The sequence below is a fragment of the Wolbachia endosymbiont (group A) of Chalcis sispes genome, assembly GCF_964026765.1.
In the GTDB taxonomy this organism is placed as follows: Bacteria; Pseudomonadota; Alphaproteobacteria; order Rickettsiales; family Anaplasmataceae; genus Wolbachia; species Wolbachia pipientis.
The window spans coordinates 19,169-31,665 of the sequence record NZ_OZ034697.1 but is presented as its reverse complement, the minus strand read 5'-3'; the positions used below and the strand labels follow the sequence as shown (position 1 = coordinate 31,665).

The following is a 12,497-nucleotide window of genomic DNA, read 5'->3' as shown; positions in this document are numbered from 1 at the left end:
GTGGACTACAAAGAAAGTTCGTACAGTTGTAGGTCAAGCCATAGAGTAACAAAAAAAGGATATTGGTATAACAAAAGAGGAACATTATGATTTTATATCATTTTCCTCTTTGTCCATTTTCACGAAAAGTTAGAGCTTTTCTAAAAGAAAAAAAATTAGGCTGTGATCTAGTGTATGAAAATCCGTGGGAAAAGCGGAATGAATTTATGGAGATCAATCCAACCGGGCAAGTACCAGTGTTAATAGATAATAACTTTGTAATAGCGGATAGTAATGCCATTTGTGAATATATAGAAGAGACTTACAATAGCGACGTCAAATTACTTGGTTCATCCACTATTATTAAGTCTAAAATACGCGCTCTAATCAATTGGTTCGATAACAAATTTTACAATGAAGTTACTAAGTATATTATGAATGAAAAAGTAATTACTAACCGCAGCCCTGACTCTAGATTTCTTCATGCAGCTCAGCATAACCTGCCTTGCCATATGGAATACATCGAACACTTAATTAACAAGAACGTTTGGCTTGCAACTGATAAGTTCACTTTAGCTGATATTACTTTAGCATCGCATATTTCCGTAATGGATTATGTAAGTAGTTTTCCATGGGAAAAAAGTAAAATTTTAAAAGAATGGTACTCCATTGTTAAATCAAAGCCTTGTTTTCGTGAGATATTATTAGAGAGGATTTCTGGTTTAATCCCTCCTAAACATTATGCTGACCTTGATTTTTAACTTATGTTAGCTTTAAAGCTACAGTCATTCCTTCATCAGTTGGAATCAATATAGAGAAATATTTTTTTTCATCTGATAATCTATTATTAAACTCCCTCATGGCATGCCATGATTTTTCTGATACTTCTTTTGGAGGCGATTCTAAAAATACTGTGTTAAACAGTAGAGTGTTATCTGCAACGATTAGCCCATCTTGTTTAATGTATGACTCTGCCCAATCTAAATACTTAGGATAACTACTTTTGTCAGCATCAATAAATATCATGTCAAATGGTGCTTTTGCTGATAATTCATTAATTTTTTCCAGTGCATCGCCTTCTATTAGAGTAATTTTATCACTTAGATTAAAAGCACTAAAATTTTTTTTTGCTATTCTTGAGTGTTGAGGATTATTTTCTATTGTATATATATGACCGTCTTTTAGTAGAGCTTTTGCCATGCAAATCGACGAGTAACCGTATAACGTGCCAATCTCAACAATACTTTTGATTTTTTGGATTTTTATAAATAAACTTAATAGCTTTCCTTCTTCAGGGCCAATTTGAATATGTTGCTTTTTTTCAAGAATACAATATTCTTCTATTTTTTTATATTCTTTTGCAAATAGATTTCTTATGTATGACAATTTTATACTAAAATTATTACGCATATATTATAAATTAGGGAGACTTAATTCATACACAATTTATAAATATAATAATATAGTTTAAAATAATAAAAACATTTATTTTAAGTTATTATTTCATAGTATAAAATTTTAAGTGACAAAAATTATTATATATCGTACTATAGTTAACTAGTATAATAAACAGTCGATTATTATGCTAGAATTAAAGGGATTGTTTATGCGCATTTCTCTTTTTAAAATATAATTTTTATAATCAATTAGAGGGGGTTATATGTCTTATACTATTGCTGGTGAAGTTGAAACGTTAAACAAAAAATCTAACAAGAATAAAGGGGTTATGTTACTACATAATCCAGCTTATCGTGAAAAGTATAAAGAACGTTTTGATGAAGCTCAGAGAAAAGTTATGGATATGGTTCAGTTTTATGATGGGACAATAGTATTAATAGAGAATAAAATCGCTATGTATTACTACACTTGGCACAGTAAAAAAAGAGAGTTTGAGCGTAAAAAACAACAAACAGTAGTGAAAAACAATGACTCAGCATAGAGTCTTTTATATGGTAAGCTACAGTGGTATTACTTCACTATAGCTTTTCCATATAATTTATCTATCACATTAGTGAAATATTTCAGCTCTTTATACCCTCCATGTTTAACTTTATTATGCTCTATATATGATTTATCATCGTTAAGCTTGATGAAAAATATTGGAGTGGCTGTGATACCAAGTTTATTAATTGCCAGTGATTTATCATTTACGATTTTATCCATTATTTTCTTATCATTAATGCATTGGTTAAATGCATCTTGCTTTAAGTTGCTTAGTGCAGCAATTCTTTGTAGTAAAGTCAAATCACTTAAATTGTAGTAATTCCACGAATCTATTGAGTTAAAAACAGCTTTGTTAAAATTAAAGTAGTCTTCTTGTTTTTCGTAGCAATGACTTAGCATTGCAGCCTTTAGCCCTCTGTAATCCAAAGGAAAATGACGAAATATATATAACATCTTACCTGTGTCTATATATTTCTCTTTAATTTTAGGAAAAACATTCCTATGAAAAAGAGAGCAGTGATAACAAGTTAATGAAGCATATTCTATCATTAGAATTGGTGCTTTTGGATCTCCTAATAATTTATCATTAGGTAATGGCGATAATAGCTCATTTGATGTTATTTCATTGGGTTTTTTTTGAATGTATTGGTTATCGGATAAATCTTGCTTAACAACTGCATAAGAATTAACACTTATGAAAATTAATAAAAACAATAGTCTAAAAATCATTACAATATAAACACTTAACTTACTAAAAAAAATTATACATTTATATTAATAATGTCAAGATAACTTTTGTTTAGCAAGGCTTTCAGCCCTATCTTTAAATGCAGCAATTATTTTACTTTGTGTATACTTATATACTGAGTTTAATAAAGTGGAAAATGAGTTGGACTTAAACTTAAACTCTATATAAAACTTTACCATAGTTTTATTTTCATCTATGGGAATGAATTGCCATTCATTGTATAGATGTTTAAATATTCCATTTGATGATACAGCTTTTATCCAACCTTCATTTGTTCCACTTGGAGAAAGAGAAGTAACTTCTGATGTATATCTACCTTTAATTCCATGAAAAGCTGCGAGGAGATCCACAACCATTTGGTTGTTAATTTTTTCTTTTATATAAACGGCTTTGCACCAAGGAACAAAATCAGGATACCTTTCAACATCAATTACAATTTGGAATACTTCATTAGGCAAACATAGGAAAACACCCTGTTCTTTGTATTGATGAAGCATAAATGTTAAACCAATCAAAATAGGATCCGTATCTACCGTCAGCCTTAGTAGATTCCTGAGACTAAAGTTAAGGTGGGCATCGCGTATCAATTTCAACGAAATTAACAGAGGCAATTCCCTTGACTAGAAATTATCGCTCGGGAAATTTAACTTAACTCATAACGCATAGAACAGACCCTTAATTAATTGTAGATGATTTATACAAGGTGTGTCTATAGATATATTAAAGCTAGCGATTATTATTTAATCTTTATTAAACTTTGCATTCTAAGTATCATAGCTAATAAATATATCTTATGAACATTACTAAAGTTTTAACTATCATTGTTTTTATTGTAATTTCTTCAAGTGCTTACACTAATTGTACAGATCACAAAATTTTTGTGCATACTATGAAGCAACAAGTGGATGGTATATCTACAAAGGAGAATAAAAAAAACCGGGAATGTGTGCAAAAAAAGCTTCAGGAGGTCATTCAAAACAATGTTAACCTCAAAGGAATATCGCAATTCGTCATAGGAAAACATTGGGCTTTAGTTAAACAAAAAGAAAAAGAAGATTTTTTAAGAGAGTATGAAGTGTATCTTACGCGTTTGTGCGTTAAAATTTTATATAAATACATGCATGATAGTGAAATGATCATAATGAGTACAAAAGCAGTTGACGATGAAACTTGCTTAATTGGTACAAGATTTTCTTACGGTGATGAAGAATTTACAAATATTGATTTTAAAGTTACTAAAAATAACAGTTCTTTCTTGATAAGTGATGTTGTAATGAGTGGAATAAGTATTGCTATTAATCAACGTTATCAATTTAGTGAAAAAATCGACACGCATGGCATAGCAAGCGTTATAGCTGAATTAAAATGCAATAACAATCCATGATATATATGCCTCATTGGCCTAAGCCACTTGGTAGCAGGCCGAATGATTTTTCTCTTGATCGCATAAAAGGCTTTCTTAGCAAACTAGATAACCCCGAGAAAAAAGTGCCTCCCGTAATTCATATAGCTGGAACTAATGGGAAAGGCTCAACACTAGCATTTATAAGATATATAATGCAAGCAGCAGGGTATAAGGTACACGCATACACTTCTCCACATTTGGTGAATTTTAATGAAAGAATAGTTATTGCAGGCAGTTATATCGACGATAATGAATTATATAGCTTGTTAGAAGAATGCCGTGCCGTAATTGCAGAACAACCTATCACTCTGTTTGAAGCTGCAACTATTGCAGCTTTTTTAGCTTTTTCTCGTCATAAAGCCGATATAACTTTAATTGAAGTGGGTATGGGTGGAAGACTTGATACAACAAATGTTATAGATAGTCCGATTTTAACAATAATTACTTCCATTGCACTTGATCATACGGAATATCTTGGCCCTACTATAGAAATTATAGCAGGTGAAAAGGCTGGAATAATGAAACCTAATGTTCCTTGCGTGATAGCACCACAAGAAAAATCTATAATGAACACGCTAGAATACCACGCAATAAATAAGAAATCTCCCCTATATAGAGGAGGTTTTGAATGGAATTGCAAAAAAAAGAACAACAAAATGGTTTTCCAATCAGCTATTCAATCAATAGAATTTCCTTTGCCGTCTTTAAAGGGTGATCATCAGGTGATTAATGCAGGCAATGCTATTGCAGCATGTAGTATTTTAAGTGGAAAGTATGAATTTGATATTGGAGAAGAGGATATCACTTCAGGTTTACAGTGCACTTATTGGCCTGCACGGCTAGAGTCTATAAAAGAAGGTAATTTAATTTTCCTACTACCGAAAGATTGGCAATTATTTTTAGATGGTGCACACAATAATGATGGTGCTAGAGTACTATCTCAGTGGGTAAAAGATAATTTTGCTGAAGGTATTTATATGGTTTTTGGTGTTACTAGTAACAGAAATGTGGAAGAGTTCTTAGAGCACTTAAAGCCATATATCAAGCTACTATGTGCGGTTTGTGTTAAGTCTGAACCTAAAGCAACAAATACAAATTTGATTAGGGAAAAAGCCAATAACATAGGAATAAAAGCAGTTGAATGTGAATCAATTGGCGATGCAATATCAAATCACATATTAAAAGCCTCTACCCAAAACGTCAAAACCATACTAATCTGTGGCTCATTGTTCCTAGCTAGAGACTTCGCTATGGAGAATAGCTAACTTTGATGATATTAACTGACCGATGGGGAAATAACTTTGATTGCTCATAGTACTGCTTGGCTTTTCGTTATCGACTTCTATAAACTGATCATCACCTTTAAATTGCTCCTCAATTGAATTTATAGCTGTCTTTTTGAGAATATAATTACTTGCAGCATTTAAAATAGGTGAAGTAACAATTAAAAGCGTGAATGGTAATGAAAGTAATAAGCCGGATAACATCATAGAGTTAGTTATACCAAAGCCGTTGGCAACTAAATCTAATCCCACACCGAAAAACATTAAAGATGTACAGATTGTGTTGCTCAAAATAACTGAATTTTTTAGCCACTTTAATTTAGTCCTATCACTCTTTGAAAAATTTTCGCATTCTTGGTCAAAGTTAAACAATAATAAAATATTAGTCTGATAATTAAACTCTTTCCCATTTCTAGTATAAATGCTCTTAACAGCTAGACTCAAAATAGATCCTGCTAACAAGGGAGCAAGAAAACCTACTGCTATTGGTACATTAGAAGAAATACCATTAATTATTAAAAATGCAATTAATGTGAAGGATACTAAAAGAACTCCTAAGAGATTTGAATAAGAAGAATATTTTACATAAGCAGTTACATTATTGTTAATTGACTGCTGCTTATTATAGAGTTTATTTCTGCACTTATCATCTAAGTATTTTTGCAATTCTTCATAACTGCGACTCCACAACTTACCGCGTAATTCTTTTATTAAATTATTTCTTTTATTGAGACCTTTCTCCAATGGCTCTATTATAAATTCTTCAAAAAATGGCTTATTTAATGCAATAATCTTAAATTTCTCCTCCGCTTCTTTATTGTTTGGGTTTTTATCTGAGTGATATTTTAACGATAATTTACGGTATTGTTGACTAAGCTTTTTCTTAATATTCTTAATGTCAGAATTTACCACATCCTCCTTTTGAATATTAAATGTTAAAAACAACTGCTTTAAAGCGTGGTACTCATTTTCATTCAAAACATTTCTAGCCACATTACACCTACAAATTAACTAACTATTAATGTTCTATAATATACATATTTCCAAACTATGTCAATTATTTCATAAATATCTTTGGTAAAAATTATTTCTGTTATGACTAGCATGATAAGTGTATGAAGCGACTAAAATTGTCATTACAGCGCTTAGTGTACGACAGTGCTCCAACATTTAGGGTTGCAGTTTTCATGGCAGATCTGAGTAGCTGACCCATCTAAGAGGTGTCATTCAAGTAGCTGACACTGGAATGGCTTTGTTGCATCGCACCTTATACGGTAGTAATTTACAATAAATTCATGTAGCCATTTCGAATTTAGTCATTTCAGTGTTGGCTACTTGGATGACACCACCTGCTATGCTGCAAATTGCAACGTTCGTACACTAAAGTATAGTGTGTTACTAACGAAGGCAAACAAATATCTGCTTTATGAAAACGTTAATATTTTTCATTGAAATAATACATAAATACTAGAAAAACCTTGGCAGGTTATTCGCGTTTGATTATCATAGAGAATTATATAAATCAATAAATGATCTATGGCAAGTAACCCAGAAGAAAGAAATAGTGATAAACAAAAAGCGCTAGATAACGCAATAAGCCAGATTGAAAAAGCATTCGGTAAAGGTGCAATAATGAAGTTGAAGCAAAACCCTGTAGAAAAAATAGACACAATATCCACAGGATCAATTGCGCTTGATTCGGCTCTAGGTGTTGGAGGTCTGCCAAAAGGGCGTATAATTGAAATATTTGGCCCCGAGAGTTCTGGTAAAACCACTCTTGCCTTGCACGTGATTGCTGAAGCACAAAAAAAAGGAGGATCATGCGCATTTATCGATGCAGAACATGCATTGGATGTCTTATATGCTCGTAAACTTGGGGTAAGCACTGATGATTTAGTGATTTCACAACCAGACACTGGAGAGCAGGCGTTGCATATTGTTGAGTATTTAGTGTGTTCTGGTGCGGTTGATGTGATAGTTATTGACTCTGTCGCAGCATTAACTCCAAGAGCTGAAATTGAAGGTGATATGGGTGATCAACATATGGGGCTGCAAGCAAGGCTTCTAAGTCATGGGCTACGGAAACTAACCTCTGCCGTTTCAAAAGCGAACTGTATATTGATATTTATTAATCAAATTCGTATGAAAATAGGAGTAGTGTATGGAAATCCTGAAACTACCACGGGTGGAAATGCATTAAAATTCTATACTTCTGTAAGGCTTGATATAAGAAAAGTTGGTGTAATAAAAGACAAAGAAAATATTACAGGTAATGAAACAAGAGTTAAAGTTGTAAAAAATAAAGTTGCTCCTCCATTTAGAGAAGCGAAATTTGATATAATGTACAATGAAGGTATATCAAAACTCGGAGAAATAATAGATATGGGAGCAAAGCTTGGTGTGCTTGAAAAAGCAGGCGCTTACTATTCATATAACAACACACGTCTTGGGCAAGGAAGAGAGAATGTAAAAACTTACCTAAAAACAAACAAAGAAGTCGCAAATGAAATAGAAACGAAAATCAGAGATTTACTCAGAAATCATGATAATTCTATCATAATAGACGAGGATAGTGAGCAACTTTTAGAAGAATCAGTTTTCTGATCTAAACTTAGGTATTAGATTTTGTGTTGGACGGGTCGTTACAGTATGACGGTAATTCTATGTGCTAATATAACAATCTGTAATGTTACCTTGTATCAAAAAGACTTTGCTGAAGCAGTTAAAAAAAGCTTTTCATGAGAAATTATAAATGATAAATTGTTAACAATAGGTTATTGTTAATAAGATTATGTGTTTTGGTTTACCTAATATAAACAGGGAAGGTTATTCATTTATAGTAGTTTCCTTTATAGTAACGTGTATAGCATTCTCTATATCTTGGGGGTTTGGCGTTACGTGCTTGTTTCCGACATTATTGTGTACTTATTTCTTTCGTGATCCAGCAAGAGCTGTGCCAAACAATAAGAATCTTATATTAAGTCCTGCTGATGGTGTGATTTCAAAAATTGAAGAAGTTAATTATCCTTTATCAGCAGAAAACGGAGAGGAGAAGAAGTTTACGCTTGTTAGCATATTTTTAAGTGTTTTGAACGTCCATGTGAACCGTATACCAATATCTGGTACGATAAAGGAAATGAGTTATAAAAAAGGCAAGTTTGTATCCGCAATGAGCAATAGGTCTAGTAATGAAAATGAAAAGCAGGTTATTGTAATTGAATACGAAAAGGGGAAAGAAATTATTGTGGAGCAAATAGCTGGATTAATTGCACGTCGTATCGTTTGTAATTTAGGAATATCCCAGAACGTAAAAGCAGGTGAAAGGTTTGGAATTATAAGGTTTGGCAGTAGAGTGAATATCTATGTTCCTGCTGATACAGAAGTCAGAGTTTCAGAAGGGCAAACTGTTATTGGTGGTGAAACAATTATAGCAAACTTAAATAAGGAAAACGTTCAAGAGAAGCTTACTTTTGACGTTATATGAATAACGATGGAAGTAACAGTAGATTCTTACCTATTACTAAATTATTCCCAAACTTTATAACTTTATTGGGTTTATGTTCTGGTCTCACTTCACTTAAATTTACATTTAATGAACAATGGGAATTCTCAGTAATTTTTATCATCATTGCAGCAATAATAGATGGAATGGATGGCAGAATAGCTAGAATTCTAAAATCAACTAGCGATTTTGGAGCCCAGCTTGATTCTTTTGCAGATTTTCTAAATTTTGGTGCAGCGCCTGCATTTCTTTTGTATTTTTGGAAGCTAAACGAAATCAAAGTCATAGGTTGGATTTTAGTAATGATATACGTAATCTGCATATCAATAAGACTTGCAAGATTTAATGTTTCGCTACACTCAGAACAACCATACTGGGAAAAATTTTTCTTTTCTGGTGTTCCAGCTCCAGTGTGTGCTTTACTTTCTTTGTTACCAATAATTATTACCTTTCAATCTCATGAGAGTGAATACTTACTTCTCATAGAGCGATTTTTTAACACAAGAAACGTAGCTTGTTACTTTCTGGCCATTTCATTTTTTTCGATAAGTCACATTCCAACTTTCTCTGCAAAATATATTTATATTCCCAAAAGCCTATCCTATATATTTGTGTCATTTTTTGGAGTACTTATTGTATTTTTCATCAGTAAGCCCTGGATGACTCTACCAATTTTAGGTATAGTGTATACACTTACTATTCCAATAAGCATCGGGTTTTACATATATTTTACATATAAAACTCGTTAGCTAACAAAAAATAGAAAACTGCATGATTTTGAAGATAAGTGAACTATTAAATTCATTTCTGTATATAAAGATATTCAACATTCCATTTATAATTATTTGGGTAATTGCAACTGGAATCTTTTGTACTGCCCAGTTCAAATTCATTAACTTTAGGTTACTTAAATATGGAATACAGACGCTATTCAATCTAAAGTGTAATAACAGCAACAATGGCATAATCACTCATATTCAAGCGTTTGCAACAGTAATTTCAGGAACAGTTGGTCTTGGAACAATATCAGGAGTTGCAATAGCTATCACAATAGGGGGCCCAAGTGCAGTTTTTTGGATGGTAATTACCGGAATACTTGGTATGTCGATAAAGTTTGCCGAGGTGGTGCTTGCATTTACTTATCGCTCTGAAAATACAACTGGCGGGGCTTTTTATTACATGAAGTACGGGCTTGCAAAAATTGGATTTGCAAAAACTGGTAGATTTCTTGCCTTCACTTATGCGATTATGCTACTTATTGCAATGATTTTGGGCGGTATACCATTTCAAGCAAATCAAATAGCAGCACTATCAAATAACCTCCTAGAATACAACGCATCCATTATTATATCCCTGCTTGTCTTTATTGTAATATTGGGAGGAATAAAGCGCATTGCTTTCGTTTCAACGAGCTTAGCACCAATTATGATAGTGCTATATGTGGGTATGTGTATATATTTAATTTATGTAAACGGAAGTAATTTGCTGAATGCTCTATCCATAATATTCCAAGATATCTTCAATAAATCAGCTATAGGAAGCGGAGTATTGAGCGGATTAATAGCCGGAGTGAGAAGATCAGTGTTTGCTAACGAAGCAGGTACCGGAACAGCAGCTATAGCACATTCAGCTGTAAAAGAAGAAGATCCAATTAAAGTTGGGTGCGTTGCAATGATTGCACCACTTATAGACACAATATTAATCTCATTTTTGACTGGTATTGTGATAATTATCACTGGTATGCATAGCACTGATAACGTGGGTGATATTACACTAATTAGTTCGATATTTTCAACAGCTTTGCCCTTGTTCAGCAAGTTAGTTTTTCCGCTAATGATGTTTTCCTTTGCATTTTCCACAATAATAGCTTATTGTTACTACTGTGAAGTTGCTTTGCTGTATTTATTTGGTAGTAAAAAAATACTGATACCGTTCCAAATTCTTATAGTGGTTTCAGTGTATATCAGCTGTATGTCAAAGAATATAGAATTTATATCTTATCTAGGTGACAGTTTGTTTATGTGCCTTATGATTCCAAATGCTGTTGCAATATATCTACTAAGAAGGGAAGTTTTGAATACAATAGATTCTTATTACAATTCTAAAGGGTATTAACATGATTTATAGATTGCTTTGTATGGTGTTATTTTGCCTATTGTTTAATGATGTGTACGCTGCTTCAGGTTTTTACGAAAGTTATGACGCTGTGTTGAACGGAATAAATAATTTCATGAATGAAGTACTGTTTTTCAAGATCCTTTACGTGCCATTTATAATCCTTCTACTAGTTTTTGGTTATGTGTTTCTAACATTACGGTTTGGATTTCTCAACATAAGAATGTTTAAGCATGCATTTGCTATTTTATGTGGAAAATATGACACGAATCACCATGATGGTCATATTACGCATTTTCAGGCATTTATGACTGCACTTTCAAGCACAGTAGGTCTTGGAACTGTTGCTGGAGTCGCAATTGCAGTTTCAATGGGAGGGCCAGGAGCGGTGCCTTGGATGATGATTACAGGTTTTTTTGGTATGTCAGCAAAATTTGCTGAGGTAACGTTGGCGTTTAGACATAGAACAGAAGATCAGGACCAATTGTTTAGTGGTCCCTTTCAGTATATAAGGAATGGTCTGGAGGAATTTGGATTTAAAAAACTTGGTATTGTGCTGGCTGCCATGTATGCAGTATTCTTTGTATTATCAGGTCTTGGTGGAAGTGTAGCGTTTCAAACCAATCAAATGGTTTCAATATTATCTGGCTATTCAAGTTGGGTAGATGGTCACTCTTGGTTTCTTTCTTCCATAATCTCTGCGCTGCTTGCTCTAGTGATTATTGGCGGAATTAAAAGGATAGCTAGAGTATCTTCTGCACTAGTGCCTATTATGTCACTTATATATATCTTTAGTTGTATTATTATTATTGCATTTAATATTCATAACCTTGGTTATACGTTAAAAATATTATTTTCCACTATGATAGATTTCAATGCTGTTGGTGGAGGGATGGTAGGAGCATTTGTTGCTGGAATTCAAAGGGCAATCTTTGCCAGCGAAGCGGGTGTTGGTTCTGCTTCAATTACTCATGCAACAACTAAAGATGAAGAACCAGTAAGAACTGGGCTTGTTGCTATGATAGAACCATGCTTTGACACAATGTTAATTTGCTGTTTAACAGGAATAACAATAGTAATAACAGGTGCATACCAGACTAGTGTTGGTGAAGGGATATTAATTACTCAAAAGGCATTTGAGACAGTTTCTCCATGGTTTCCTATACTTTTAACCATAGCTGCACCTTTGTTTGCATTTTCTTCGGTAATTTCATTTGTATATTGTTGTGAAATGGGGTGGTTATATTTGTTTGGTGCAAAAAGTATAGTGATATATCGCATAGCGGTAATAATTGTGGCGTTTTTCTCTGGCCTTTCTAAAGACATAATGGCTATTGCTAATATTGGCGGAACTTTATTCTCTTGTTTAGCTCTTATCAACATGACAGCGCTTATACTGTTTAGTAATCAGATTAACGAGGAAGTTCAGTGCTACCTAAAAAGGCTGAGGAATAATAAAATCAATTAAATTTTGGCATATGCGGAGAGGTATAGCTATAATAAGTAAGATTTCCCTACGTC

At 33.0% G+C, this 12,497-nt stretch carries 13 protein-coding genes and 1 other RNA gene; 9 read left to right on the top strand and 5 right to left on the bottom strand.

The window, feature by feature from the left end:
* Positions 1-86: 86 nt before the first annotated feature.
* On the top strand, positions 87-740 hold the full coding sequence (locus tag AAGD72_RS00150) for a glutathione S-transferase family protein (protein ID WP_065094500.1): 654 nt from the start codon (positions 87-89) through the stop codon (positions 738-740).
* A 1-nt stretch (position 741) separates the two neighbouring features.
* Here AAGD72_RS00150 and AAGD72_RS00145 read toward each other — a convergent pair whose 3' ends face one another.
* Positions 742-1,389, bottom strand: coding sequence for an O-methyltransferase (locus AAGD72_RS00145; RefSeq protein ID WP_010081993.1), 648 nt, complete (start codon positions 1,387-1,389; stop codon positions 742-744).
* 250 nt (positions 1,390-1,639) lie between these two features.
* Between AAGD72_RS00145 and AAGD72_RS00140 the strand changes: the two genes are divergently transcribed.
* Positions 1,640-1,918 carry a DUF2671 domain-containing protein gene (locus AAGD72_RS00140; RefSeq protein WP_341814833.1) on the top strand — a complete coding sequence of 93 codons (279 nt, stop codon included), beginning with the start codon at positions 1,640-1,642 and terminating at the stop codon, positions 1,916-1,918.
* A gap of 29 nt (positions 1,919-1,947) precedes the next feature.
* Here the strand turns inward: AAGD72_RS00140 and AAGD72_RS00135 are convergent, their stop codons facing one another.
* From AAGD72_RS00135 to ssrS, 3 genes are all read right to left on the bottom strand, one after another.
* Positions 1,948-2,652: a DsbA family protein gene (locus AAGD72_RS00135; protein WP_038199341.1), complete on the bottom strand. Its 705-nt coding sequence runs from the start codon at positions 2,650-2,652 to the stop codon at positions 1,948-1,950.
* A 54-nt stretch (positions 2,653-2,706) separates the two neighbouring features.
* On the bottom strand, positions 2,707-3,129 hold the full coding sequence (locus AAGD72_RS00130; protein WP_245611012.1) for a type II toxin-antitoxin system RatA family toxin: 423 nt from the start codon (positions 3,127-3,129) through the stop codon (positions 2,707-2,709).
* A 58-nt stretch (positions 3,130-3,187) separates the two neighbouring features.
* Positions 3,188-3,348: non-coding RNA, 6S RNA (ssrS, locus tag AAGD72_RS00125), on the bottom strand.
* 116 nt (positions 3,349-3,464) lie between these two features.
* Here ssrS and AAGD72_RS00120 point away from each other — a divergent pair.
* Together AAGD72_RS00120 and AAGD72_RS00115 are read left to right on the top strand one after the other, a co-directional pair.
* On the top strand, positions 3,465-4,055 hold the full coding sequence (locus AAGD72_RS00120) for a phospholipid-binding protein MlaC (protein WP_010963011.1): 591 nt from the start codon (positions 3,465-3,467) through the stop codon (positions 4,053-4,055).
* The gene (locus tag AAGD72_RS00115; RefSeq protein ID WP_341814832.1) at positions 4,052-5,341 is read left to right on the top strand and encodes a folylpolyglutamate synthase/dihydrofolate synthase family protein; all 1,290 of its coding nucleotides are present in this window, start codon (positions 4,052-4,054) and stop codon (positions 5,339-5,341) included. Before AAGD72_RS00120 ends, AAGD72_RS00115 begins: the two co-directional genes overlap by 4 nt.
* Here the strand turns inward: AAGD72_RS00115 and AAGD72_RS00110 are convergent.
* Positions 5,309-6,271, bottom strand: coding sequence for a J domain-containing protein (locus tag AAGD72_RS00110; protein ID WP_341815144.1), 963 nt, complete (start codon positions 6,269-6,271; stop codon positions 5,309-5,311). The genes AAGD72_RS00115 and AAGD72_RS00110 overlap by 33 nt on opposite strands.
* Positions 6,272-6,895: 624 nt before the next feature.
* Here AAGD72_RS00110 and recA point away from each other — a divergent pair.
* The 5 genes from recA to AAGD72_RS00085 all read left to right on the top strand — a co-directional run bounded on the left by recA (position 6,896) and on the right by AAGD72_RS00085 (position 12,444).
* On the top strand, positions 6,896-7,963 hold the full coding sequence (gene recA, locus AAGD72_RS00105) for a recombinase RecA (RefSeq protein ID WP_010963008.1): 1,068 nt from the start codon (positions 6,896-6,898) through the stop codon (positions 7,961-7,963).
* Positions 7,964-8,150: 187 nt separating this feature from the next.
* Positions 8,151-8,843: a phosphatidylserine decarboxylase gene (locus AAGD72_RS00100; protein ID WP_007548750.1), complete on the top strand. Its 693-nt coding sequence runs from the start codon at positions 8,151-8,153 to the stop codon at positions 8,841-8,843.
* Positions 8,840-9,610, top strand: a complete 771-nt coding sequence (locus AAGD72_RS00095) for a CDP-alcohol phosphatidyltransferase family protein (RefSeq protein WP_015589351.1) — start codon at positions 8,840-8,842, stop codon at positions 9,608-9,610. Before AAGD72_RS00100 ends, AAGD72_RS00095 begins: the two co-directional genes overlap by 4 nt.
* A 22-nt stretch (positions 9,611-9,632) precedes the next feature.
* Entirely contained in the window at positions 9,633-10,976 is a 1,344-nt protein-coding gene (locus AAGD72_RS00090; protein WP_038199325.1) for an alanine/glycine:cation symporter family protein, read from the top strand.
* A gap of 1 nt (position 10,977) precedes the next feature.
* A complete protein-coding gene (locus AAGD72_RS00085) occupies positions 10,978-12,444 on the top strand; it encodes an alanine/glycine:cation symporter family protein (protein ID WP_077188354.1) in 1,467 nt (488 codons plus the stop codon).
* Positions 12,445-12,497 lie beyond the last annotated feature (53 nt).